We start from the raw sequence: 24,242 nt of genomic DNA, 5'->3' as shown, positions 1-24,242 counted from the left end.
ATGCTCCCGGGCCTTTTCGTGTGTGCAGGCCTGGCAAACGCTCATGGCCCCGGCCGATAGTTATTCAGGTATCAAAAAAGCCCGGTGCGATCCGCGTGGTCGCACCGGGCTTTTGGCTATCGGGACGTGTGAGCGCCTCAGTCCTGCGGCAGCTCTCGCGCAACGCGAAAGCCCAGATGATCGTTACGCGCGCCCGGCGGATCGCCAATGCGCTGGGCAGCGCGAACGCTCCAGCCCTGGAGGCTCCACCCGCCGCCGCGCACATTGCGCAGTTCGCACGGGCCCGTCAGCCAGGCCGAGCCATCATCGGGCGCTCCAACATAGCTGTCGTGGTGGCAATCCTGCGTCCACTCCGCGACATTGCCGATGACATCGTGCAGGCCGAAACCGTTGGGCGCGTAGCTTCCCACCGGCGTTGTGCGGTCGAGCACCTGCGCCGCGTTGGCCTTGTCAGCCGACAGGGCATTGCCGAACGGATACCAGGTCTGCGTGCCACCGCGGGCAGCATAGGCCCATTCGGCTTCGCTCAGCAGACGGTAGCTCGCGCCGGTCTTTGCGCTCAGCCATGCCACATAACTCTGCACATCGGCAAAGTTCACATTGATGACCGGACGGCGGCCACGCCCCCACCCTGCGTCATCCGGCCGGTAGCCGTTGCAGCCGCCATCGGCGACGCAGGCGTCCCACTGCGCGAACGTCACCTCGTAGCGACTGACGGCATAGCGGTAGCCGATGGTGACGCGGTGGCGCGGTTCTTCCATCGTGTCGAACATGGCAAGAACGCCCAGGGCGCGGCGTTCCTCCTCGCTCGATCCCATGATGAAGTTGCCGGGCGGCACCACGACCATCTCGGGACAATCGCGGCATTCGGCAAAGGCGCTGCCGGCCACGCGCGGCGGAAACACCGGCGCAGGCGCAGGGACCTTGGCGGGCACGTGTCCATTGGGTTCGGGCGGCGCTGCGCCGACAGGCGATGCGAGCGCACTTGCCCCAAGGGCAAGCGCAAGAACCGACTTCACTGCGGCCTATCCGCCAGCGGGGGATCAATCGCGTCCGCCGCCGAGTTCGCGCGCGCCGAGGCTTTCACCCGGTCGATCAACGCGATGAGACGCGCGGCATCGCGCCCCGTGGGCAGGCGATGCGGCTTGCCGCGCACGGCGGCGTGCATTTCGGAAAGCTGGTCTGCGAAGTAGTGCCCCAGCGTGCGCCCGCCCATGCGGCGCGGATCGATGAGCACGCCTTCGGGCGGATGGACCAGTTCCTCGCCGTTCCAGCGCAGGATCTCGCCATGCTCGATCTCGAGCACGCCCTTGTCGAAGTGCAGCACCTTGCGATCAAGGACGGCAGGCTGGTTGTAGGAGATGTGGACGCTCGCAAGGCGGCGGCCGGGATAGGCCAGCAGCACCATGGCCTCGTCCTCGCCCTGCCAGCCCGATTGGTGGCGCGCGGCCTCGGCATGGACGCGCACCGGATCATCCTCGCCCATGATGAGCTGCACGAAATCGAGCGAGTGCGGCGCGAAGAGCGAAAGGATCAACCCTTCCTCGGGCGTGCGCGTCGCCCACCAGGGTGCCTGGGGTCCGTCCCAGAACACGCAGGACGATACTTCAAGCGAACGGAATTTCCCGAAGTCGCCCCAGTGATCGACGATGTAGCGCACCGCATCGTTGTGGCGGAAGGTGTGGCCTACGGCGAAGACGAGGCCCTTCTCGGCCGCCAGGTTCGCCAGCGCCAGCGCGTCTTCTCCGGTCTCGGCAGCGGGCTTCTCGACCAGCACGTGCTTGCCCGCCTGCAGAGCAGCCATCGATTGGGCTGCGTGGAGGCTGTTTGGCGTCGCGATGAGCACGGCTTCCACCTCGGGCATGGCGAGCACGTCCTCGAAGTGAACGCATGCTACCGCCCCGAAAGGCTCGGCAGCCGCCTGTGCCTGCGCGGCATCGATGTCATGGGTTGCGACGATGCGTACGGCTTCGGGTCGCGCTTTCGCGGCGTTGAAGTGGGCACCGGAAATGCGCCCGCACCCGATGACGGCAAGGTTGAGCGGCGCGTGCGGCGCGGTCTGTTCGTTCATTTCAGGCATGCGCGGGCGTGGCCCCTCCCTGCGAGTTGGACGGATGTTCGTGGACGTAGCGCCAGATCATCACAGCCGCGACGAGCTTGGCGATGCCGGGCACGGTCGAATAGCTGACGATGATGCCGGCCAGAGCGCGCGGCGATTGCGGCATACCTGCGCTCGCCGCCGCCGCGTCAAAACCGAAGGCCGAGAGGATCAGGCCGACGATCAGCGTCCCGCCCATCGCAATGCCCGCCTTCTCGATGATCGACCAGATTGCCGAGTAGGACCCGGCGCGGTTCTCGCCGTACTCCTCGCGCGCGGCCGCAATGCTGTCGGAAAGCAGCGAGAGGACGATCGTGCCCCACCCCGCGTTGCAGGCAGCCATCAACCCGGCGAGGACATAGGCGACCTCGATCGGGGCATCGGGCAGGTAGCCCCAGACCAGCGTCACCAGGCCGTGCCCTGCCGCCGCGAGCACATAGGTCAGCTTCTTGCCGAGGCGCTTGGAGACCATCACCCAGAGCGGCGATCCGCCCATGACCGCAAAGGCCATGATTGCGGACATCACGCCGATGTCGTGCAAGGGTTCCTCGCGCGCCATCGCGTACTTCACGAAGAAGGGGAAGCTGGCGTAGCTGATGCCCGCCGCCACCGTCATGACGATGGCCGAAAGGCACAGGATCATGAAACGGCGGTCCGTGAAGGCGCGGGGCAGGTCGCGAGCGGCAAGCGGCGTTGCCACTTCGGCCGGTTCGGGAATGCGCGCGGCAAAGCGCCAGGCGACCAGAAGGCAGACAAGGCAGATGACCCCGATCGAGCTCATCGTGATGAGATAGGCCGGGCGGTCGGTGCCCAGCGCGTTGACCGCCATGGGCGCGACCGAGGAGGACATGAGTACGCCAAGCCCCGTGAAGGCATGCTTCCAGCCCATGAGCTCAGTGCGCTCGGCCGGGTCGGACGACATCTCCGAGAACTGCGCGAGATAGGGCACCGAGAAGGTCGAGTAGACCGCCATGTAGGCGCTGAAGGTCACGAAGACCCAGGCCACCTGGAAGGTCATCGAGGCTTCGGGCACGGCGAACACGCCCAGCATCGCGAACGGCGCGGCAAGCCCGCCGACCAGCAGCCAGCGCCGCCGGGGAAAGCGCGGCGCAAGCCGGTCCGAGGCCACGCCGATCCACAAGTCGAAGACAAGGCTGAAGAAGACCTTGGGCACGAAGATCGCGGTCCCCGCAATCGCGGGCGCCACGCCCATCACGTTCGTCAGGTAGAACATGAGGAGGAGCGAGGGCGCATCGCGGAAAAGCTGGCCCGCCACCTGCCCCACGCCGAAACCGGCCTTCGTCGAGGTCGCCAGGCGGCCCGGCAACTTCGCTGCAACAGTATTCATGTACGACTCCCCGCAGGCCCGGCTGATCGGACCGCCTTTGCCCGGAAGGTGCCCAGAGCGTCCTCCACAGACCCGAACTCGTGCGGTTTTACCCGCGCATCGGATAATCGTACAACGGATAACGAGGATAGCGCCCTCGCCCGCACGCGACCGGCGGGCCAAGCACCTTGGTCGAAATTTTCGTTCCTTCAAAGAGAGACCGCATGGCAACCACGGCAAACGACACGACGATCATCGGCGCTCTGGAAAAGGCGCTCGGCCCGGATGCCGTCATCAGCACCGGCGAGAAGCTCGAGTACTTCGCCAACGATGTTTACCGCACCGGCGAAAAGCCGCTGGCCGTTGTGCGTCCCGCGACGGTCGAGCTCCTGCAGGAGGCCGTCAAGCTGTGCGGCGAAGCGGGCATCGCGATGGTCCCGCGCGGCGGCGGCGCGTCCTACACCGACGGCTACGTGCGCCAGGAAGGTGGTCACGTGCTGTTCGACACCGGCGCGATCGACACCATCGAGATCGATGAGCGCAACGCCGTCGTGACCTGCGGCGCGGGCGTGACCTGGGCCAACCTCAAGACCGCGCTCGACGCCAAGGGCCTGCGTACCCCGTTCTGGGGCCCCTTCTCCGGTATCGCCGCGACGGTCGGCGGCAGCGTCAGCCAGAACACGCTGAGCCACGGCACCACCATTCACGGCATCTCGGCGCAGTCGGTGGTCTCGATGGACGTGGTCCTTGCCAGTGGCGCGCTCCTTTCGACGAGCTCGTCGAAGGCCACCCGCTTCTATGGCCCTGACCTCACCGGCCTGTTCACCGGCGACTGCGGCGTGTTCGGCGTCAAGGCACGCATTCGCCTGCCGCTCCTGCCCGTGCTTCCCAAGTTCGAATGCCTGAGCTTCGCCTTCGACAGCTTTGCCGACTACCACGCCGCCTCGCGCAAGGCCGCCGCAGCCCGTCTCGACGACAGCCACTTCGGCCTCGACCTTGCGCTCTCGCAGGGTCAGATCGGCCGCCAGGAAGGCATGGGCGCGCGCATCAAGATTGCTGCGGACATCCTGCGCAAGGCCCCCAACAAGCTGAAGGGCGTCGCCCAGCTGGTGAAAATGGCCTTCGCCGGTGAGAACCCGATGCGTGCTGGCGCCTACATGTGCCACTTCATCGTGGAAGGCGCAGACGACGACGAGGCCGCCCTCAAGGCCAAGCAGCTGCGCCGCCTGCTCGATGGTCTGGGCCGCGAGATCGCCAACTCGATCCCGACCTTCGTCCACTCGGTGCCCTTCGCGCCGCTCTTCAACGTGCTTGGCCCCGGCGGCGAGCGCTGGGTTCCGATCCACGGTGTCCTCGCCCACGACGAGGCCGTGGCCTTTGACGAGAGCTTCAAGGCGCTCATCAAGAGCTACCAGGCCAGGATGGACAAGCTGGGCATCTGGATCGGCACGATGTTCTCCCCCGTCGGCTCGACCGGCTTCCTTTACGAAGTCGCGCTCTACTGGCCCGAGGACCGGACAGCCTACCACACGACCACGCTGGGTGAGGAATACCTCTCCCAGCAGCCCCAGTTCGCCGCCAACCCGGACGCCAGCGCACTGGCCGACGAATTGAAGGAAGCCATCGTTGCGACCTTCCAGAAGCACGGCGCCGGGCACTTCCAGCTGGGCCGCGCCTATCCCTACCAGCAGCGTCTCTCGGCCGAGGCCAAGTCGCTGCTGGGCGCGATCAAGACCGAGCTGGATCCCAAGGGCCTGATGAACCCGGGCGCGCTGGGTTTCTGATCCGCGCGATCACGTACTAACAAAAAGAAAGCGGCCTCCCCGGATGCGGGCGGGGCCGCTTTTCTTTTGTAACTATTGCCCGCAACGCACTGTGAACGCACAAAAAAGGCCGGAAGCAGAACTCCCGACCCTTTCCTGTTTACGATGCCATCAGACCGTCGGCCTTACTGGCCGCCCCGCTGCAGAGGCTGCGGCGCAGCGGGTGCCTTGGGCGGCTCCCAACCTTCGGGCACCGGCGCGGGCTCATGGTCGTGGATGTAGTTCTCGATGCTCGAGAGCGAGGGACCGTAATCGCTCTCGGGCGCGTGCAGCCACTTCTCACCCATGTTGCGCGCGGCTGCCACGAGATCATCGGGCAGGCCGGCAATGCCGTCTTCAGCGGTGGTGAAGTTGTTGAAGTAGTTGATGTGGCCCTCGGCCTGACCCATGAGCATCCAGGGCAGCCACGGGGTGACACGGCTCCAGGCACCCACGTGCTGGATGTGCGTCACATTGGGGTTCAGCACATCCTTGCGGTTCACCGTGTAAATGAAATGCTCCGAAACGCGGTTGAACGCGCCCGAGGACTCGCGCACCCACTTATCGGGCGTGAGGCCGTTGGGGTACATCATGTCGATGTCCGAACGCAGGATCAGCGTGTCGTTCGGGCCCTCTTCCCATTCCATCAGGAAGGGCTTGCGCGGCGGCTTGTCCTTGTTGAGGCCACCGTACGAGGGCGGCTCGGGCGCCCACTGGCTGATCGTGAAGTTGAACGGATCATTGGCGATCGGCACCACATCGACGGTCTCGTCGGTGTAGGGGTTGTACCACTTGTCGATCAGCTTGCCGGTCTCGATGTCGCGGTAGAACACGATCTCGCGCAGCAGACGGCGGTAGGAGCCGTCTTCCTGGCGGACCGAGCGCACGACGCTGAAGCCCTCATTGATGAAGAGCTGGCGCACCGGCTCATTGGGGCGCACGCCATAGACCTTGCCCTTGAGCCAGCCCACCTTCTCCTTGGTGGGATCGATGTCGGCGTCGATGCGCACGTAGGTGTCGCGGTTCCACTCCGGATCCTTGAAATCGATCTTCGTCTTGAAGGCCGGGGTCTTGGGGCTGGGACCCTTGGCGCCGGTCGCGGCCTGCGCCAGCGAGGGCGCGGCGACGAGGCCCGAGGCAAGCCCTGCGCCAAGTCCGGCCATTCCCAGGCTCTGGCGACGGCTGAATTTCATATCATCCATGGTATGGTTCCCTTTAGGGGGCTGGAGAAATCGGGCGAGACCGGAATCGGCCCCGTCAATTGATCTAGACTTATACTTTTTGTGCTTTCCTTGATCCAGCGCATCGCGATAGGATTGCATGATCGCCAAGCGGATAGCGGACCGGGGCGACTATGCCGCTCCACGCACGGTCCGCAAGAAAACCGCAAGAGCCCGATGAACAGAGGAGTCGCATCATGCTCAATACCTTTCAGCAAGCCGACCATCCGATTCTGCCCAAGGCGACGGCGGATGAGGCTTCCCGCGAAGAGTTCGCCAAGAGCTTCAAGGGCTTCATCCAGTCCACTCTGCTGCCCGGGCTGACCCCGATCTACGAGACCCGCGTGTCCAAGGCGTTCGAGAAGGCCAACGGCCGTCTCCCCGAGAACCGCCGCGACATCCGCTCGGTCATGATCCACGACCTCTACTTCCAGCACTACGCCATGGCAAACCGCACGGCGCAGGAACTGCTGTGGGAATCGGTCAATGTCTCGATCGACCGCCAGCTGCCCGACCTCATCGAGAAGGCCAAGGAGCTGTCCGCGACCAACAAGGGCGAGCTGGTCATTCCCGAGGGCTTCGAGCCCCCGCGTTACGTTACCGCGCTCGACATCCACTGCATGCCCGGTGGCTACTGCTCGGAAGTGACCGAGGACGACGTTTCGGTCGGCGCGCTCTACGACCGCGGTGTGTACCTCTACTCGATGGGCTACACCGGCCCCAACAACGACGACATGGGCCGCTCGGTGGTGAACTACCTCAAGCGCAACATGCCCGACTTCAAGCCCAAGCGCATTCTCGACATGGGCTGCACAGTCGGCCACTCGACCCTGCCCTACAAGGAGCTGTTCCCCGAAGCCGAGGTCTGGGGCATCGATGTGGGCGGTCCCTGCGTCCGCTATGCGCACGCACGTGCGGCGGGCATGGGTCTCGACGTCAACTTCGCGCAGATGAACGCCGAGGAAACCACCTTCGGTGACGAGGAATTCGATCTCGTCGTCAGCCACATCCTGCTCCACGAGACCAGCGGCAAGGCCATGCCGCGCGTGTTCAACGAGGCCTTCCGCGTGCTCAAGCCGGGTGGCCTGATGATCCACGCCGACCTTCCGCCCTTCGATCTGATGGACCCCTTCACCCAGTTCATCCTCGACAACGAGACCTGGTACAACAACGAGCCGTTCTGGGGCGCGATGCGCGACATGGACCAGATCGGCCTCGCCGAGAAGGCCGGATTCGATCGTGACGCCGTGCGCTTCGACACTGCCCCGATGGCGGTGATGGAGTTCGCCGCAGCCGCGTCGGGCTACAGCCAGGAATCCTCCGAGCACGTCGCCGAACGTGACTTCACCGCAGGCGAATTCGCACCCGGCGGTGGCTGGGAAGTGCTCATCGCCAAGAAGGGCGAAAAGCAGGCCATCGCGGCCTGAGGCGCAAGCAAGGACAGATATACGATGGACAACACCACCCAAGAGCGCCCGCACGTCATTCGCCACGCCAAGGGCAAGCGCCCCGAGTTCTATGAGACCCCGGGCGTCGATGCCGCGATGTCGATGATCATGGTTCTTGCCAGCGAGCTTTCGGTCGTGCGCGACCGTCTCGACAGCGCCGAGCGCGTGGCCAAGGCCAATGGCCTTGACCTTGCCGCCGGTATCGAGGCTCTCGAACTCGACCAGGACGCCCTGGAAGAGCGCGAGGCACGCCGTCAGGACTTCATGCAGCGCCTGTTCTACCTGCAACTGAAGGACGCTGACGAAGCGGCCCAGGCCCAGACCTCGGAAGGCTTCGAGGCGACGATCCACGAGATCGCCCAGCCCTGATCGGGCGAAGGGGCCTACCGCCCCTTCCCCTCCAGACAACAAGAAAGGCCCGGCGGTCATCCCGCCGGGCCTTTCTTGTTGTCTGGGCCTTACGCGACCGAACTAGATCGCGTTGCCAAGGCGTCGCAGCTCCGGGCCGATCTCGGTCCCGATGCGGTGCGCATCGGGGAGCCAATCAAAGCCCGTGACAAGGAAGTTGTCGATCCCGACCTCGCGGTAGCGCAGCAGCGCCTGAACCAGCGTTTCGGGTGAGCCGACAAGGCACATGACCTGAAGGCGCCCTTGCGTCGCCTTGGTGAGCCCGGTCCACAGGCACGGATCCTCCGAGGCCGCATCGGCCTCGGCTGCGCCCTTTGCCGTGTCCTGCGCCGCCTTGCCGAGATCCCGGCCCAGCAGGCCATGCACGGCCTGGCGCGCTTCGACCGTGCGCAGGATCTGTGTCGCGCGCTCCCATGCGGCTTCATCGGTATCGGCGACCACGAGGCGCATCGACATCGAGCAACGCGGATTGCGCCCGTGTTTGGCCGCTTCGGTCCGCACCCGCGCAACCTGCGCCCCCACTTGCGCGACACTGCCTGGCCCGAAGGCGTAGACGTCGGCAAGCTCGGAGCCGAATTTTACCGCGAGCTCCGAATTGCCCGCCCAGAACACCGGGACCGACCCAGCCACCGGATGGACCTCGCTCCCCGCTTCGTCGAAACGGTACCAATCGCCCTCATGGTTGCACGGCGCCTCGCCCGACCAGATGCGGCGCAGGATGCGCACGTATTCGTTGGAGCGGCGGTAACGCTCGTCCTTGGTATGATAGTCACCGTCGCAGCGTGTCTCGATGTCCGAGAAAGCGGTGATGATATGCACGCCTGCACGCCCACCGGAAAACTGGTCAAGCGTCGCAAAGGCCCGCGCGGCCATGGTCGGGGCAATGAAGCCGGGACGATGCGCCACCATGAGCTTGAGCCGCGTGGTCGCCGCCGCCACCCAGGTCGCGGTGACAAGACTGTCGGCCGAGCGGGCGTTCTGCCCGATCAGGACACGGTCGTAACCGGCCGCTTCATAGCCCTTCGCGGCTTCGGCCACAAAGCTGGCATCATAGGCAGGCGGCGCTTCGCTCGCTTCGGACGCCCGGTAGGGGGCGACAAGCCCGACGAGTTCGATTTCGTGGCCGGACATGGCTCAGTCTTCCTTCTCGATACGGCGCGTCTCGAGCGCCTCCAGCATGGCCGGATCGAGACGGTAGAACAGCATGGCAACGATAGCCGCGAGCATCGCGGCGGCGGGAATGGCGGATTCGCACAGAAGAATGGCAAGCCGGGCGCTATCACTCTGCGCCGCGGCCTCCCCGCTCGAGGACGAGACATAGCCCATCATGCTGAGGAACCCGCCCATCGCGGCCAGCGCGGCAGCCGACGAGAGCTTGTCGAAGAGCGTGGTGAAACCGGCAAAGGCCCCTTCCCGCCGCTCGCCACTGGTGATGAAGTCGTAGCGCACCGCATCGGAGAGAAGCGAATAGGCGCACAGGATCATGCCGCCGCCCGCAAGACCGCTCAGGATACCGCGTGCGCTCACCAGGATCATGCTCTCCCCCGGGCCTGCGAGGAGCCAGCTCAGCTGCACAGCGGCAAACATCGCGAGCGCGGCGATGTAGCTCTCCTTCTTGCCGATGCGATTGGAAAGCCAGACCCAGGGCGTCATGCCCACCAGCATCGCGCCGGTTGCCATGGCAAAGTAGGTGCCGAGCGCAGAGTCCGGGAGGTCGAGGAAGGTGCGCGTGAAGTAGGCCAGACCCGCAGAACCGATAGCTGTTCCAAAGAGCAGGAAGACGTGGGCGATGGCAAGGATTCGGAACGGCACGTTGTGCCAGGCCAGGCGCACTTGGTGGGCAAGACTGCGCAGCGGGTGCGGCGCCTTGGCGAGATCGGCTGCGCGCGGCGTGGTACGCGGCGCCTCGCGCAGCAGCCAGACCGCGATCACGGTCGCGGTGAAGACCACCGCGCCCACAGCAAGGGCCACCAACAGATGGCTCTCGCGCGACGGGCCAAGCGCGCCCAGGATCCAGGCCGGAAGCGTGGAGCCGAGCAGTGTTCCCACCGCGTTGCCATAGGTGCGCCAGGCCATGAGCCGGGTGCGCTCCTTGGGGTCGGTGGAGCTTTCCACCAGCATGGCAAAGCCGGGAATGGTGAGCAGCGTATACCCGGTGGCGTGGATCATCAGAGCCAAGAGAACGAAAGCCTGGGCCAGCAGGATCGAACCGAAATCGGGCGCACCGAACAGAAGCGCGAGCCCCACCGGCATGGCAAGGCCACCTGCAAAGAGAAACGGGAGACGACGCCCCCAGCGCGTCTGCGCACGGTCGCTCCAGGCGCCGACCGCCGGATCGGTGATACCGTCGTAGATCTTCATCAGCGCAAACATGAGGCCCGCCGCCCCTGCGGAAATCGCGAGGCTGTCGGTCATGAAACGAAGGCCAAGGACGGTGACGAGGTTCTGGCCCGCAGCATGGCCCATCGGGATCATTGCCGAGCCGAAACGGATCTTCCAGGTGGCGCCGGGCGCGCTCGGCACCACGGCAAACTGCGGCTCGCCCACGGGCAAGGCCGCGTCGGCGGCCATCTGCGTTTCACTCGTCACACGCTTCTCCTCGCCCGTCTGTCGCATCGCGGGTTCGAGGCGGAGTGTGCAACCAAGCCGCCCCTCCCGGAGCGGCATCGCGGCTCTGTCCGATACGCGGACAGGCAGGGTCGAAATTTCCTGCAGGAAACCGGACTTCCAAACAATCGGGGCGCAGAACCAATCTGGTCCTGCGCCCCGCTAGCAATCTGTTGGAACGCCTCGCGGCGTCCGGCTCAGACGATTTCGGAAGCCTGCTTGAGGCTCTGGTACATCGACTGGCGCAGCATGTAGGCGCGGCGCTTTTCGTCGTCGTCGCGGATCGCCTGAAGGTTGCGGCGACGCTCCTCGTGGCCGTCTTCCTTGGCCCCGTTGATCATCGACATGTTGGCCTTGGTCTGCGTCTGCGTGAAGGTGTGGGTCACCTCGCGCCGCTGGCGGTCGAACAGCGAAAGGTTCGCGTCGGCCGCAGCCTTGCCCTTGAGCACCGGCTCGAGCTTCTCGAACAGGTTGAAGGCGTCATGGATGCCCGAGTTCATGCCGAAGCCGCCCAGCGGGTTGTTGAGGTGCGCGGCATCGCCGATCAGCATGATGCGGCCCTCACGGAACGACTTCGCGACACGCTGGTGCACGCGGTAGAGCGTACGGTGCTCGGTCTCGACGTCCGCGCCGCGGCCGATCAGGCGCTCGAAGATCGCGTTCTTGTTTTCTTCGGAACGCAGCTGGTTTTCATCGACCAGGCCATTGACCGGGACCAGAACACGCCACACCGAAGGAACGCGCAGCAGAACCAGCCACTCCTTGGGATCGCTGACGTAGTTCACGTAAGCGAGGTTGGGGAGGTAGTCGGCCAGTTCCACCTTGGTCGAGAGCGTCAGGAAGCGCTCGGGGTAGGTAAAGCCGTCGAATTCGATGCCCAGCCACTTGCGCACGACCGAGTTCGCGCCGTCAGCACCGATCAGGTAGTCGGCGCGGATGCGGTCGATGCCGGTCATGGTCTCGACCGAGAGATCGACGCCGGTGTCATCCTGGGCGACGTGGAGCAGGCGGCTGTTGAAGCGCAGGTCCGCGTTCGTGTAGCTGTCCAGACCATCGGCCAGCGCGCGGCTGAGGTGGTACTGCTCGCACTGGATGCGGAAGGGATAGCGGGTCACGTCCGAGATCTCGGAGAGATCGAACTCGATCGCCTCACCCGAGGCGCGGTCGCGCCAGTGGAACAGCGGCGCCTTGAGCCCGCGCTCGAGCAGCATCGAGGTGATGCCGATCTCGTCGAGCATCTCGAGCGTCGGGGGATGGAAGGTGGAGGCGCGCAGATCCTGCGCACAGTCCGGGCCGGCCTCGATCAGGACGACGGACACGCCGGCCTTGGCCAAAAGGGTCGCCATGACGGTGCCGACAGGACCGGCGCCGGCGATTGCGACTTCGCAACGCTCAACAGCTGACATTATACGAGAAAACTCCAAAGTACGTGGCACCCGGCCTATGGCGTGACTACGCGCCATGCTGGACCAGTGCGGATTGTATCCGACGCTCGGAACTGAGAGCGCGGGTGCCGATCAGGCGGTGGGGGCGGCCTCCTGTGCCGTATCCTCAGGCTCCGGCTCCGCTTTGCGCGGGGCCGTTGCCGTCTCGAGCCAGGTCTTGAGATCGCCACCGAACTTCTCCGGGTTCTCCCACATGGGGAAGTGACCGAGGTCCGGGTATTCGATCATCTTCACCTCGGTGTTGGTGAAGCGGTCGACAGAGGCGTTGGCCCCTTGCGAAATCACATCGTCGTAGGTGCACCACTGGATGAGCACGGGCACGGTCACCGCTTCGGCAACAGCGCCCACATCCTGCGTCTGGAACAGCTTGACGTTGGCCTGGATATACTGGGCCTGCCGCGCGAGCGCGCCGGGCCGGTTGTTCATGTCGTAGATCTGGTCGACCATGCGCTCGGTCGGCTCGAAGCCGGGGGGCGTCGTGTCTTCCAGCACAAGGCGCCAGAACGCGTGCGAGCGCCAATTGGGCAGCACCGCGTTGTGGAACTGGAGCATCCACTTGAGACGCCAGTCGACCTTTCGGGTCTGGCTGGGACGCTCGAGCGGAAGGATCGAGAACGCCATGGCCGTGGTGTGGCCGGGATAGGCGCGGTTGAATTCGAGCCCGACGTTGGCGCCGTTCGATGTCGCCACGACCGCGAACTTGTCATGGCCCAGCTGCTTCATCAGCTTGTCCATGAGTTCGGCCGAACGTGGCGTCGAGTAGACACCGCTCGGGTCCACACCGGTCATCCCGTAGGGAGACCAGTCGAAGCGCACGACGCGGAAGCTCTTTGCCAGGATCGGGGCCACATCGTCCCACTCGTGCAGGTTGACGATCGAACCGTGCAGGAGGACGACGACCGGCGCGTCCTCGGGACCTTCCTCGCGCACGTGCATGCGCACGCCGTCAACCTCGACGAAGCGCGAGGGGCCATCGACCCACTTCGCCTCAAGCTCGGCCGGGTCGGGTTCGCCCGCCCCCAGGCGAAGGGCAGCGACGCTGCCCCCCGCAAGGAGTGCGGCCGCGCCCAGCGCGCCGAAGATCAGGCGCCCAGTCTTCACGCTTCGGCCCGTTCGTAGGCCGGAAGGCCCAGCGTCGAGCGCAGCGTGGTGCCCGGATATTCGGTGCGGTAGCGGCCCTTCTGCTGAAGGATCGGAATGACGCCTTCGACGAAGTCCTCAAGGCCGCCCGGCATGTAGCTGGGCTGCAGCGTGAAACCGTCGCACGCGCCGGCATCGCGCCATTCGATCATCATGTCGGCCATCTGCTCGGGCGTGCCGATGAAGACATTGTGGCCGCGCGGGTTGAGCATGAAGTTCATCGCGAAGTCGCGAAGGCTCGTGCCCTTCTCACCGGCAGGCGTGACCATGCGGCCGACATCGGCCGTGGGAAGCAGGGTCTTTTCGAGGATCGCCTCGACCGGCAGCTTGGCGTTGGGGTCGAACGAGGTGAGGTCGCAGCACAGCGATTCCGAAAGGTACTCGATGGCGAGCTCAACGCTGGCCATGTCCATGATCGCCTTGTGGTTGGCCTTGGCCTCTTCCTCGGTGCCACCAAGGACGCACGACAGACCGGGCATGACGCGCGTACCATCGGGGTTGCGGCCCACGCCCGAGATGCGGCTGCGCATGTCGTTGCGGAAGTCGATGCCTGCCTCGATCGAGGGCGCCGGGCAGAAGATGGCCTCGGCGGTGCGCGCCGCGAACTCGCGGCCCGCCGGCGACTGGCCGGCCTGAACGAGGACCGGACGGCCCTGGTTCAGGTGCGGACCTGCACGGTCCATGGCGGCCCACAGCTCGCAAGCCTTGTCGACGACGTCGGCGGCGTTGCTGTAGCGCGTTTCCTTGGGCGGCATCTCGTCGAGACCGAAGTTGCCCGCGGTGTCGGGGTGGACCGAGGTCACGATGTTCCAGCCTGCACGGCCGCCCGTGATGCGCTCCATGGTGCCGAAGCGCTCGGCCAGCATCTCGGGTGTGTTGAAGGTGGTCGAGATGGTCGCGACGAGGCCGACGTGGTCGGTGACGGCGGCCATCGCGGTCAGCAGCGTCATCGGATCGAGCGTGGGCATCGCCATGCGCTCGGGCGTACGGCCACCGGCGCCGCGCGACTGCAGCTGGTCACCGAAGACGATGGCGTCGAAGCGGCCCTTTTCGGCCAGCTTGGCGACGTAGCTGTAGTAGTCCATCGAGAACACGCCTTCGGGGCGCGCACGCTCGTGCATCCAACCGGTGGGGTAGAAGCCGATGCCCTGCAGGAAGGCCCAGAGGTGGATTTGCTTGCTCATCATGCGATCTCCGGGATCTTGGCGCCGTCAGGCTGGTTCGAGGCAGTGGACGGAAGCGGCAGGCCGAGGCGTGCGCGCAGGTCGCCCTCCCCGCCCGGATTGGCGGCGACCAGCTCGGCGAAGAGCGCGGCCAGCTTGGGCAGCTCGGCCAACGGATCGGAGAGGCTCATGTGCACGCCCTCGATCTTGCCCTCGGCGAAGAGTGCAGCGACGTCCTCGACCTTGGTGTCGAGAGTGACCTTGAGCAGGCTCTTGGTCGCACCGGCGTCGGCCGTCGGCTCGGAGACAAGCGCGATGTCGGCGTCCTTGATCGCGATCGGCGCCGCATCGTCGAGCACGAGCACGGGCTGGCCGAGCAGCGGGCGCATCGCGTTGACGGGACCGGTCACCTTGAAGACGGGGCCTTCGTAGTTCGAGGCCTTGACCTTGCTCGCATCGAGATAACGGCCCGAGGCCTTGTCGAGGATCAGCGTGTCACTGCCCCAACCGTCCCACAGCGAACGCGCCGCGCCCACCATGTCCTCGGCCGTGCCTTCTGCGGCACCCTCGGGGATCACCGACCAGCCCGTGCGGCCTGCGCTCAGGAAATCGACGGCCGAGAGCGCGCGGGCCACGTGAAAGGGGTGCGCGTTCGAAGCAGGCACGGTCGCAACGAGGCCGACACGCTGCGAGCGCGGCGCGGCCCAGGCAACGAGGACCTGTGCGTCGAACGGGCGGCCACCGGCCTCGCCGAAGAGCAGCAGGTCGAGGCCTGCCTCGTCGGCCGCAGTAAGATACGTGGCAGCCGTTTCGGGAACGGCCAGTTCCGGATCCGCAATCGCGGCGGACAGGATGAAAGGTCTGGTCATACGACAATCACCGGTTCGTGTAAGGGATGGATGGGTTCGCAACCGTCTTCGGTAATCAGGACAAGGTCCTCGCAATGGGCCGAGCCACCGATGCCGGTGTCGAGAGTGGGGCAGTCGACCGACAGGATCATGCCGGGCTGCAAGATGAGGTCGGGCTTGCGCCAGAAGCCGCCGTGGACTTCGCCAGGCTCGTCGGTATGGGCCAGGCCACAGCTGTGCGGACCAAAGCCGACGAGCGCGGTGTGACCTGCCGCCTTGAGCGCCTCTTCCCCGGTCCTGACGATCTCGGAGAAACGCATGCCCGGGCGCAGCTTTTCGCGCACGGCCTGCCACCCGAAGGCCGAAGCCTTTGCGGCCGCTTGCGCCTCGCGGGTCGGATCGCCGACGAAGACGGTGCGAGCGAAGTCGCCGTGGTAGCCCATGAACTGGCTAACGCCATCGATCATGAGGGTCTGGCCATCAGCAATCGTCGCGCGCGAAAGGTCCGAGGACACGCGGTCAACGTTTAGGAAGACCGCACCGTTGCCGCGCTTGGCCGCCTCGAGGCGGAACAGCGCCATCAGTTCGTGATGAACCGCGCCCGCTCGCACGGCCTGACCGACCGCGTTCAGCGCATCGACGTTGGCCTTCGCGGCGCGTGCCATCAGGGCCTGCTCAAGTGGCGACTTGATGAGACGGATTTCACGCAGGATGTTGTCGGCCTGAACCATGGCGCCCGGATGGTCGTGGCGCGCAGCGACTTCGGCAATGACGCTGTGATCGAAGCCGACACGGCCCTGCCACAGGCCCATGCCGCGCATCGCCGCAACGATTGCCGCGCCCGCATCGCCAGTGGCCGTGTTGGCACCCGCCTCGCGCGCGGAGGCCCGCGCCCGGTGGCCTTCGACCTGGGTGAGCGGTGCACTTTCGCGCTGCGGAAGGACGGGGCCCGGCGGGACGACGGCAAGCGTCTCGTCGCCCTCGTCGCCCAGAGCGGTGTAGAGCCAGCAGTGGACGTCCGAACGCTCGCGCCCGTCGGCCCAGGTGTAGTGATGGAGGAAGCGACTGGTCACGAGGCCGAATTCCTCGGGCTTCGCACGGGTGATGACCGCGAAGGTACCCGGAGGCTGCGCCATACGCGTGCGGCCGATCTGGGGCCAGTGGCCGAGCGCGTGGAAGACGTTGACCGGTTCGCCCAGGACCAGGCCTTCCAGGTCATGACGCTCCATGATCTCCACGGCGCGCGCCATGTTCATGGGGCCGGACTTCTCGAGCCAGGCAAGAAGTTCGGCGTCAGTGTATGTTGTTATCGCCATGACCCAAGCATGCCTATTGTCCCCCCTTGCCGTACCCCTGTTCGGATGATCTTGTCCGCCTGCCGGTTATTGCGCCCCTGACGGGCTCGGCTTTCACCCCGCCCACGATAGGCTTTAGCCATGACAGACACGCCCCCTGCTTCGGATAGCACGCAAGCCACCCAGATCGAACGCGCCTTCGTGCGCCTCGAGGAAGGCCAGCTCCACCTGCGCCGCCTGCCCGCCGCACGCGCGGGCGAAGTGCCGGTTCTGCTCCTCCACGCCTCGCCCGCCTCGTCCTGGTTCATGCAGGACCTGATGCACGCCCTGCGCAAGGCCGGGTGCCTTGGTGAGATCATCGCGCCCGACACGCTGGGCAACGGCGATTCCGTTGCGCCAAGCCCCGAAGAGCCCGACATTGCCTATTTCGCAGGCTCCATGGAGCGCCTGTGCGCGGCCCTTGGTTACGACAAGGTCGATGCCTACGGCACCCACACCGGTGCGCGCATCGCGTGCGAGCTGGCCGCGGCCTACCCGGCGCGTGTGCGCAAGCTCGTTCTTGACGGCATCACCGAGTACCCCGACGACCTGCGCGAAGCGGTGATCGCCAACTACGCGCCCGTCGTCGAGCCGGACGAATATGGCCGGCACCTCATCTGGGCCTTCAACTTCTGCCGGGACCAGGCGCTGTTCTTCCCGCACTTCATGAAGGAGCCGGAACGGCGCCTCGCGGTCGGCATGCCGCCGCCGCAGGTCCTGCACCGCATTACGCTGGACGTTTTGAAGACGCTCGACACCTACCCCAAGCCCTACATTGCCGCGTTCCGCTACAAGGCGTTCGAACGCATGGGCCTGGTCTCGGCGCCGACGCTCCTGCTCAAGCCCGAAACCGAACTGGCGCTGCTCAACGAGTCGGTGAGCAGAGCACTTGAATTGCTCGACAACGGCAAAGCCGTGTCGACGGCGGGGTCGCCCGCCGCAAAGGCCGACGCGATCGGCGCGTTCCTTGGAGAAGCGGACACATGACAACTTCTGCACCTGCACAGCAGGGCGAGACCGGACACGCCCGGCTCAGCACAAAGCTGTGCCTGGGCTTCAGCGTCGGCACCATCGGCGTGTCGATCATGCTCAACGCCGTCTCGACCTATTTCCCGCTCATGATGTCGACGGTGCTGGGCCAATCGCCCCAGATCGCTGGCTATCTCCTGATGATCTCGAAGCTCGCCGACGCGGTGATCGACCTTGCCGTCGGCTCACTCTCGGACCGGGCCCGCACGCGCTGGGGCCGCCGCAAGCCGTTTCTGGCCGCTGGCGCCCTTTTCTCCGTCATCGCGTTCCTGATGCTCTTTGCCCCGCCGGTCCTGACCGACACCTGGCTGATCATCTGGATGAGCGCGGGCCTGCTGATCTATTCGCTGGCCTATTCGCTCTTCAACGTGCCCTACATGGCGCTTCCGGCCGAACTGACCGAGGGTTTCCATGAACGCACCCGCCTCATCAGCTTCCGCACCGTGTTCGTCTCCATCGGCCAGTTGCTCGCGCTGGCTGGCACGGGCTGGCTGATCGAGGCTGGCGGCGGCGACCGTTCGGGCTTTGCCACGATGGGCCTTGTCATGGCGCTCATCATCGGCGGCGCGATGACCGCGACCGCGCTCTCGATGCCCACGCACAAGCACAAGGAATCGAGCACCGGCACCCACCTGCCCGGACTGAAGGAAATTCGGGCCATAGCCCGCAACCGCCCCTTCATGATGCTGCTTGGCGCCAAGATCTTCCAGTTCCTCTCGTTCGCCTCGGTCGCCTCGACGATGGCGCTCTATATGCTCAACGTCCTGAACGTGGGCTACTCGGGCCTCATCGTCTTTGCGGTCACGCAGAACATCGCGACGGCCTGCGCCATGCCGCTCTGGGTGCGTACGGGGCGCACCATGGGCAAGCGCCAGACTTACCTCATGGGCGTGATCATCTTCTGTCTGGTGACGCTGAGCTGGCTCTTTGCGGACAACACCATCACCAACACCGGCATCATCATTCGCGGTGCCTTTGGCGGCGTGGGGTCGGGCGCGATCATCCTCATGGCGATCTCGATGCTGGGCGACACGCAGTCCTATGACCGCCTCGTCACAGGCGAAGCCCGCGAGGGACTTCTGGCCAGTGCCATCGCCGTCATCGAGAAGGTAAGCTACGCGCTTGGCGTCGCGGTCCTGGGCATCTTCCTGGAGGCCCTGCACTACGTCCCGACCACCGGCGGCAAGATTGTCGAGCAGCCCGAGAGCGCCATTCTGGCCCTCACCCTGGGCTTCGCGGTGATTCCCGCAATCATGTTCGGCATCAACGGCCTCTTCCTGTGGGCCTACGATCTGGACGAGGACAAGCTCGCGGCGGCCCGCATGGCCACCACGGAGGGCACCGGAGCGACATTGACCTGAGGGCGTGACATTTTTGCTACGCCGCGCTTTTTCGCGTGTTCGGAGGCTCCCATCACACGATGGGGGCCTCTTTTTTTGTTTTATTTTCAATACAAAAGAAGCTTCGATCCAGTGAGGATCATTTGGCAGAGTCAAGTAGCCAAATGTCCAAACTCCACGGACAATCGCCCAAATTCATCCGACAGGCGAATACTGCATCGCAGCCTTAATTTCTATTTTCCCATTGCAACCAATCCTGACGTCCGTGGACCTGCAATGATGAGTCGTCTCAAGGGGAGCGACGAGGCAGGTACCGCAAGGCGCTGCGGAGTGGTCCTGCTTGGGGGTACGGACCACCCGCCGCAAGAGACCGGCGCCTTGCCCACATAACAGTTCTCCGCGTCCGAGGGCGCGCACGGCACCAACGACCGACGCGAAGAGGCGTGAGAGAACATACAAGCGGGGAAGAAAGTTCAATGAACACTCGACTTCAGACCAAGCTTTCGGGCGCATCCATGATGGTTGTCAGTGCGCTTCTGGGAATGGGCGTTGCCGCCCCGGCCCAGGCGCAGTCCGAAACCGCCCGGTCGGAGGGCCTTGCCGGCTCCTCGATCGTCGTGACCGCGCGCAAGCGCGAGGAATCGCTGCTCGAAACGCCGATCGCGATTACCGCCCTTTCCTCCGACCAGATCGAGAAGCAGGGGATCCGCTCGATCAACGACGTCGTGCTCAACACGCCCGGCATCAACGTCTCGAACGTCAACTCGGGCCGCAACGACCGCTCGTTCCAGCAGATCACGCTGCGCGGCATGACACCCTCGACCACCAACTCGACGCTCACCGCCAGCTTCATCGACGGTGTGCCGGTCGCCTCGGCCACCGCGCTCATGGGGATCACCGACCCCGAACGCATCGAGATCCTGAAGGGCCCGCAGAACGCCTACTTCGGCCGCAACGCCTTTGCCGGTGCCATCAATGTCGTCACCAAGACGCCCGCCAACAGCTTCGGCGGCAACGTGCGCGCGATGGTCGGCACGCGGGACAACTTCGACGTGCAGGGCTCGCTTGAAGGCCAACTCGTTCCGGGCATCCTGGGCTTCCGCCTGACCGGCCGCTCGATGAGCAAGTCGGGCTCCTACACCAACGGCGCGAACCCGAACCAGACGCTGGGCGACCAGTCGAGCGACATCGGCACGCTGCAGCTCGAGTTCACGCCCACCTCGCAGCTCACCGTCAAGGCCTTCGGCATGTACAGCCGCGACAAGGACGGTCCCTCGGCGCAGGGCATGGCCTCGGCCTACGAAGTGCGCTCGAACAACGGCTCGCCCAACATCCCCTATTTCTCGGGATCGAACGCGGGTGAGGTCGTGATCCCCGGTATGGCAAACTGCACGCTTGCCGGACGCCCCTGGATCTGCGGCGCGGTACCCAAGATCGACAGCCGTTACAGCCCGGCCCAGAACACCACCGAGGACGCGCTCCTTGCCGGTATCCTGGGTGACGACACCAACCGCATCACTTCGCACGGCAAGGGTGTGGACGGCTACGGCCTCAGCCGCGAGTACTACCACCTCCACATGAACGTGGACTACGAGCTGGGCGACACCGGCCTCACCCTGTCCTCGCTCACCGGCTACAACAACGAGTTCTACTCGGAAGTCGCCGACCTCGACAACTACGACAGCAGCGCGTTCACCAACTTCGCGGCGACGCCTGCGAACGGCCTGCGCACCTACTGGTCGTTCCCCTACCTCGTCGAGCGCCGCAACAAGGACTTTTCGCAGGAGCTGCGCCTGTCCTTCGATGATGGCGGTCCGCTCCAGGCGATGCTGGGTGCCAGCTACCTCTACACCTCGGCGACGCCTGGCCTGGTCAGTGTCTCGAACTTCGAGCAGTACGGCATCCCGGCGCCCGCCAGCGCCCGCCAGCCTCCGCAGAAGGCGCGCACCTACGGCATCTTCGGCAGCCTCAGCTACGAGATCACCGATGCGCTATCGATCAACCTTGAAGGCCGCTACCAGCGCGACAAGATCTACGCGTTCGCAGGCGGTGCAGGCACCAACATCTCGCCCGATGCGGCCGAGATCTACGGCCTTCCCGCGGGCAGCTTCCCGCCGCTGGAATCCTTCTACAACCAGACCTTCAACAACTTCCTGCCGCGTATCATCATCAACTACGACCTGACGCCGGACATGATGGTCTACGCCTCCTGGTCGAAGGCCGCGAACGTCAGCCTCAGCTCGTTCAACACCAGCTTCATCTCCGGCACGCAGGCCGAAGTCGAAGCGGGCGAGTCGATCGGTCTTGGCGTCATCGTCCAGCCTGAGAAGCTCGACAACTACGAAGTCGGCTTCAAGGGCAGCTTCCTCAACGGACGCCTCGTGGTCACCTCGGCGGCCTACTACGCGACCTGGAAGGACCAGCACAACGACCGCAGCGTGATCTTCGCATCGGGCGGGCAGCCGCTGATCGTCCGCGGTGTCGCGAACTCCGGCAAGAGCAACGTCTACGGCATCGAGCTCGACGTCATGGCCGAGCCCATCGACGGCTTCTCGATCACCGCCTCGGGCGCCTGGAATGGCAGCTCGGTGCGCTCGTTCGACAACCCGGCCGTCACCCTGCGCACCGGCTTTGAGGGCGATGACTTCAAGGGCAACACCCTGCCGCTGACTTCGGAGTACTCGGGCAACCTCGCGCTCATGTACACCGGCGAAGTGGCCGACTGGGACGACTTCAGCTACTTCGCCCGCGGCGATCTCAGCTACAAGTCGAAGCAGTATGTCGATCCGGCCAACCAGACCTGGATCAAGGGCCGCGCCCAGGTGAACGCCCGCATCGGCTTCACCAAGGGGGACTTCACGCTCGAAGGGTTCGTCACGAACCTCTTCAACAACAAGCAGTACACCTCGATCGCGCAGAACAACCTGCTCGAGCCCTCGTACCTGCTCGCGAGCCAGTCCTACGCCTACCTCAACCTCGCGCTGCCCGAGCTGCGCACCTGGGGTCTCCAGGCCAGCTACAACTTCTGATCCTGGCATCATGCGTCCCTGCCGGCCTCGTGCCGGCAGGGCATCCCCGAAGGGCCGCTGCACTGCGCAGCGGCCCTTCTTGCATCCCGGCTTCCTGCCCTGGTACCGACATGCAAATCACCGCTGTGCGAACAAATTTGCGCGCGCTTGCAAAGCAGGAACGATATCGCGCACAGTGATTTCCATGCACAAGAGCTCCCGGATACGTCGTGGATATACATCCTGCCGCTTCGGCCATCTGCATTATCGCAGCTGCGGCTCCGCGGCCCCGGATCGTACTCCGGTCGTTCTCCTGCACCAGAACCCGTCGTCCTCCTACGAATACGAGGCACTGATCGAGGCTCTGGGACGTGACCGCCTTGTCTACGCCTTCGACACGCCCGGCTACGGGATGTCGGATGCACCCCCGGCCCCACCGGGAATGGCAGGTTACGCGCAGGCGTTTTCGGATGGGCTCGATGCCCTTGCCGAAAGCGGCGAACTGACCGGCAAGGTCGATCTCTACGGGTTTCACACCGGGACGCTTCTTGCCTGCGAACTCGCTCTGGCCCGGCCTGACCGGGTCCGTTCGGTGGCGCTGACAGGCATCCCGATGTTCGACGAGGCAACGCTTGCCGACAAGCTTGCCTACGCCGAGACCTTCCCCACGCCCGACGAGGACGGCACGGTCATCATCGACCTGCTTTCCAATTTGTGGAAGTACGTGGTGGGAGCTCGTGACCCCAGGGTCCCGCTGGAAAAGGCCGTCTTCAACTTTGCCGACAAGGCGAATGCGCTGGATCGTTTCACATGGGCATACAAGGGCGTCTGGTCCTATGACTACGCCCGCCTCGAAATGGTCGAACAGCCCGCCTTTCTTCTGCAGCCTGCCGAACAGATCCGCGAACCGAGCCTGAGGGCCGCCGCACGGATGCAGCGCTGCACTGTCACGGAAATGCCCGATCTCGACCGGGACATTTTCGATATTGCACCGGAACGTATAGCAAATGAACTCTGCAACTTCTTCGATCAACACGGACCTTCCGACCGCTGAGGTCTCGCACTCGGTCCTGCACCCCGACTTCATCGCGCGCGAAGTGGCCCGCCGCTTCCCGATCGAGGGTGAGCTGACCTGCTTCCTGCTCTATCGCGGCATGAACGATGTCTACCTCGTCCAGGACGAGAAGACCAAGTACGCGCTTCGCGTGTGGCGCAAGACCTACCGCGACGTTGACGATGTCGCCTACGAGCTGAACTTCCTCGACTACCTGCGCGAGATCGGCTTCCCGGCCTCGGTCGCGGTGCCCCAGCACGACGGCGCACTCTACTTCAAGGTCAACTCGCCCGAGGGTGAGCGCGCGATCGCGATGTACGACTGGGCCGACGGCGTGAAGTTCGGTGAGCGTCTCTCCGAGGAAACCGCCTTCCGCATCGGTGCGGCCATGGCGCAGATGCACCTCCACGGCAACGACTGGGCGGGCAAGGACCACGTGTTCTCGACCGACACGGCCAAGGACTACAACATCTGCATGCCCGCGCTGATCGACTTCGTGTACGATCGTCCCGACGACCTGCGCGACTACCCGATCATCGCCGCCAACCTCGACAAGCGCCTCGACGAGCTGGCCGCTTCGGGCAAGGTTCCGCTGGGCGTGTGCCACCGCGACTTCCACCCCAGCAACGTCCACGTCGACGAGAACGGCAAGATCACGCTGCTCGACTTCGACGCTGCGGGCGAAGACTTCATGATGCAGGACGTCCAGAACTTCGTCTGGGGCAACCTGTTCTACGGCTTCGACCCCAAGATCGGCGAAGCCTTCGAGAACGGCTACGAGAGCGTCCGCCCCTTCACTCAGGAGGAAAAGGACAACAAGGAGCTCTTCCTGATGGCCAAGTGCTTCCGCCTGATCGCAGGGATGGCGCACAGCTCGACCGCGGTTGGCCGTGGCACGCTGCGCTTCCGCAACCTCGATTGGCTGGGTGATTACGTGAAGACCCGCGCACGCGCCGCCGGCCTTCTCTGAT

The 24,242-nt window shown here is 65.0% G+C and carries 19 protein-coding genes; 8 read left to right on the top strand and 11 right to left on the bottom strand.

Annotated elements, in window-relative coordinates:
- Positions 1-137: 137 nt before the first annotated feature.
- The 3 genes from MTR65_RS14565 to MTR65_RS14555 are packed head-to-tail and all read right to left on the bottom strand — an operon-like array spanning position 138 to position 3,446.
- Positions 138-1,019 (bottom strand): formylglycine-generating enzyme family protein, encoded by an 882-nt coding sequence (locus MTR65_RS14565; RefSeq protein WP_243801439.1) that lies wholly within the window; start codon positions 1,017-1,019, stop codon positions 138-140.
- Positions 1,016-2,080, bottom strand: coding sequence for a Gfo/Idh/MocA family protein (locus MTR65_RS14560; RefSeq protein ID WP_243801437.1), 1,065 nt, complete (start codon positions 2,078-2,080; stop codon positions 1,016-1,018). The genes MTR65_RS14565 and MTR65_RS14560 overlap by 4 nt, the downstream gene beginning before the upstream one ends.
- Complete coding sequence (locus MTR65_RS14555; RefSeq protein WP_243801435.1) at positions 2,073-3,446, bottom strand: MFS transporter; 1,374 nt, start codon at positions 3,444-3,446, stop codon at positions 2,073-2,075. The genes MTR65_RS14560 and MTR65_RS14555 overlap by 8 nt, the downstream gene beginning before the upstream one ends.
- Before the next feature lie 203 nt (positions 3,447-3,649).
- On the opposite strand from MTR65_RS14555, the gene MTR65_RS14550 reads away from it, so the two are divergent.
- A complete protein-coding gene (locus MTR65_RS14550; protein WP_243801432.1) occupies positions 3,650-5,209 on the top strand; it encodes an FAD-binding oxidoreductase in 1,560 nt (519 codons plus the stop codon).
- 164 nt (positions 5,210-5,373) lie between these two features.
- On the opposite strand, the gene MTR65_RS14545 is transcribed toward MTR65_RS14550, so the two are convergent.
- A complete protein-coding gene (locus MTR65_RS14545) occupies positions 5,374-6,429 on the bottom strand; it encodes a DUF1838 family protein (protein ID WP_226638510.1) in 1,056 nt (351 codons plus the stop codon).
- A 215-nt stretch (positions 6,430-6,644) separates the two neighbouring features.
- Here MTR65_RS14545 and MTR65_RS14540 point away from each other — a divergent pair, with 215 nt between their 5' ends.
- Both MTR65_RS14540 and MTR65_RS14535 read left to right on the top strand, forming a co-directional pair.
- The gene (locus MTR65_RS14540) at positions 6,645-7,874 is read left to right on the top strand and encodes a class I SAM-dependent methyltransferase (protein ID WP_243801430.1); all 1,230 of its coding nucleotides are present in this window, start codon (positions 6,645-6,647) and stop codon (positions 7,872-7,874) included.
- A 24-nt stretch (positions 7,875-7,898) separates the two neighbouring features.
- The gene (locus tag MTR65_RS14535; protein ID WP_226638508.1) at positions 7,899-8,264 is read left to right on the top strand and encodes a hypothetical protein; all 366 of its coding nucleotides are present in this window, start codon (positions 7,899-7,901) and stop codon (positions 8,262-8,264) included.
- A gap of 102 nt (positions 8,265-8,366) precedes the next feature.
- Here the strand turns inward: MTR65_RS14535 and MTR65_RS14530 are convergent, their stop codons facing one another.
- The 7 genes from MTR65_RS14530 to MTR65_RS14500 all read right to left on the bottom strand — a co-directional run bounded on the left by MTR65_RS14530 (position 8,367) and on the right by MTR65_RS14500 (position 16,822).
- Positions 8,367-9,434, bottom strand: a complete 1,068-nt coding sequence (locus MTR65_RS14530) for an LLM class flavin-dependent oxidoreductase (RefSeq protein WP_243801428.1) — start codon at positions 9,432-9,434, stop codon at positions 8,367-8,369.
- A 3-nt stretch (positions 9,435-9,437) separates the two neighbouring features.
- Positions 9,438-10,892 carry an MFS transporter gene (locus tag MTR65_RS14525; protein WP_243801426.1) on the bottom strand — a complete coding sequence of 485 codons (1,455 nt, stop codon included), beginning with the start codon at positions 10,890-10,892 and terminating at the stop codon, positions 9,438-9,440.
- Positions 10,893-11,107: 215 nt separating this feature from the next.
- The gene (locus MTR65_RS14520; protein WP_226638505.1) at positions 11,108-12,316 is read right to left on the bottom strand and encodes an FAD-dependent oxidoreductase; all 1,209 of its coding nucleotides are present in this window, start codon (positions 12,314-12,316) and stop codon (positions 11,108-11,110) included.
- 111 nt (positions 12,317-12,427) lie between these two features.
- Positions 12,428-13,456 carry an alpha/beta fold hydrolase gene (locus MTR65_RS14515; RefSeq protein WP_243801424.1) on the bottom strand — a complete coding sequence of 343 codons (1,029 nt, stop codon included), beginning with the start codon at positions 13,454-13,456 and terminating at the stop codon, positions 12,428-12,430.
- The gene (locus tag MTR65_RS14510) at positions 13,453-14,682 is read right to left on the bottom strand and encodes an LLM class flavin-dependent oxidoreductase (RefSeq protein ID WP_243801422.1); all 1,230 of its coding nucleotides are present in this window, start codon (positions 14,680-14,682) and stop codon (positions 13,453-13,455) included. Before MTR65_RS14510 ends, MTR65_RS14515 begins: the two co-directional genes overlap by 4 nt.
- Positions 14,679-15,527, bottom strand: coding sequence for an LLM class flavin-dependent oxidoreductase (locus MTR65_RS14505; RefSeq protein WP_243801420.1), 849 nt, complete (start codon positions 15,525-15,527; stop codon positions 14,679-14,681). Before MTR65_RS14505 ends, MTR65_RS14510 begins: the two co-directional genes overlap by 4 nt.
- The gene (locus MTR65_RS14500; protein ID WP_243801417.1) at positions 15,524-16,822 is read right to left on the bottom strand and encodes a M24 family metallopeptidase; all 1,299 of its coding nucleotides are present in this window, start codon (positions 16,820-16,822) and stop codon (positions 15,524-15,526) included. Before MTR65_RS14500 ends, MTR65_RS14505 begins: the two co-directional genes overlap by 4 nt.
- 120 nt (positions 16,823-16,942) lie before the next feature.
- Here MTR65_RS14500 and MTR65_RS14495 point away from each other — a divergent pair, with 120 nt between their 5' ends.
- From MTR65_RS14495 to MTR65_RS14475, 5 genes are all read left to right on the top strand, one after another.
- Positions 16,943-17,827: an alpha/beta fold hydrolase gene (locus tag MTR65_RS14495; protein WP_243801415.1), complete on the top strand. Its 885-nt coding sequence runs from the start codon at positions 16,943-16,945 to the stop codon at positions 17,825-17,827.
- Positions 17,824-19,230: an MFS transporter gene (locus MTR65_RS14490; RefSeq protein ID WP_052322528.1), complete on the top strand. Its 1,407-nt coding sequence runs from the start codon at positions 17,824-17,826 to the stop codon at positions 19,228-19,230. Before MTR65_RS14495 ends, MTR65_RS14490 begins: the two co-directional genes overlap by 4 nt.
- A 455-nt stretch (positions 19,231-19,685) precedes the next feature.
- Positions 19,686-22,238, top strand: a complete 2,553-nt coding sequence (locus MTR65_RS14485; RefSeq protein ID WP_243801413.1) for a TonB-dependent receptor — start codon at positions 19,686-19,688, stop codon at positions 22,236-22,238.
- Between the two features lie 184 nt (positions 22,239-22,422).
- On the top strand, positions 22,423-23,271 hold the full coding sequence (locus MTR65_RS14480; protein WP_243801410.1) for an alpha/beta fold hydrolase: 849 nt from the start codon (positions 22,423-22,425) through the stop codon (positions 23,269-23,271).
- Positions 23,225-24,241: a phosphotransferase enzyme family protein gene (locus MTR65_RS14475; RefSeq protein WP_243801408.1), complete on the top strand. Its 1,017-nt coding sequence runs from the start codon at positions 23,225-23,227 to the stop codon at positions 24,239-24,241. The genes MTR65_RS14480 and MTR65_RS14475 overlap by 47 nt, the downstream gene beginning before the upstream one ends.
- Position 24,242 lies beyond the last annotated feature (1 nt).

The sequence above is a fragment of the Novosphingobium mangrovi genome (assembly GCF_022818885.1).
GTDB lineage: Bacteria > Pseudomonadota > Alphaproteobacteria > Sphingomonadales > Sphingomonadaceae > Novosphingobium > Novosphingobium mangrovi.
This window is presented reverse-complemented; position numbering and strand designations above follow the sequence as displayed.

Coding starts and splice junctions, on each gene's coding strand:
- MTR65_RS14560 (WP_243801437.1), bottom strand. CDS start 2,080: ATGCCTGAAATGAACGAACAGACCGCGCCGCACGCGCCGCTCAACCTT.
- MTR65_RS14555 (WP_243801435.1), bottom strand. CDS start 3,446: ATGAATACTGTTGCAGCGAAGTTGCCGGGCCGCCTGGCGACCTCGACG.
- MTR65_RS14550 (WP_243801432.1), top strand. CDS start 3,650: ATGGCAACCACGGCAAACGACACGACGATCATCGGCGCTCTGGAAAAG.
- MTR65_RS14545 (WP_226638510.1), bottom strand. CDS start 6,429: ATGGATGATATGAAATTCAGCCGTCGCCAGAGCCTGGGAATGGCCGGA.
- MTR65_RS14540 (WP_243801430.1), top strand. CDS start 6,645: ATGCTCAATACCTTTCAGCAAGCCGACCATCCGATTCTGCCCAAGGCG.
- MTR65_RS14535 (WP_226638508.1), top strand. CDS start 7,899: ATGGACAACACCACCCAAGAGCGCCCGCACGTCATTCGCCACGCCAAG.
- MTR65_RS14530 (WP_243801428.1), bottom strand. CDS start 9,434: ATGTCCGGCCACGAAATCGAACTCGTCGGGCTTGTCGCCCCCTACCGG.
- MTR65_RS14520 (WP_226638505.1), bottom strand. CDS start 12,316: ATGTCAGCTGTTGAGCGTTGCGAAGTCGCAATCGCCGGCGCCGGTCCT.
- MTR65_RS14510 (WP_243801422.1), bottom strand. CDS start 14,682: ATGATGAGCAAGCAAATCCACCTCTGGGCCTTCCTGCAGGGCATCGGC.
- MTR65_RS14505 (WP_243801420.1), bottom strand. CDS start 15,527: ATGACCAGACCTTTCATCCTGTCCGCCGCGATTGCGGATCCGGAACTG.
- MTR65_RS14500 (WP_243801417.1), bottom strand. CDS start 16,822: ATGGCGATAACAACATACACTGACGCCGAACTTCTTGCCTGGCTCGAG.
- MTR65_RS14495 (WP_243801415.1), top strand. CDS start 16,943: ATGACAGACACGCCCCCTGCTTCGGATAGCACGCAAGCCACCCAGATC.
- MTR65_RS14490 (WP_052322528.1), top strand. CDS start 17,824: ATGACAACTTCTGCACCTGCACAGCAGGGCGAGACCGGACACGCCCGG.
- MTR65_RS14485 (WP_243801413.1), top strand. CDS start 19,686: ATGAACACTCGACTTCAGACCAAGCTTTCGGGCGCATCCATGATGGTT.
- MTR65_RS14480 (WP_243801410.1), top strand. CDS start 22,423: ATGCACAAGAGCTCCCGGATACGTCGTGGATATACATCCTGCCGCTTC.
- MTR65_RS14475 (WP_243801408.1), top strand. CDS start 23,225: ATGAACTCTGCAACTTCTTCGATCAACACGGACCTTCCGACCGCTGAG.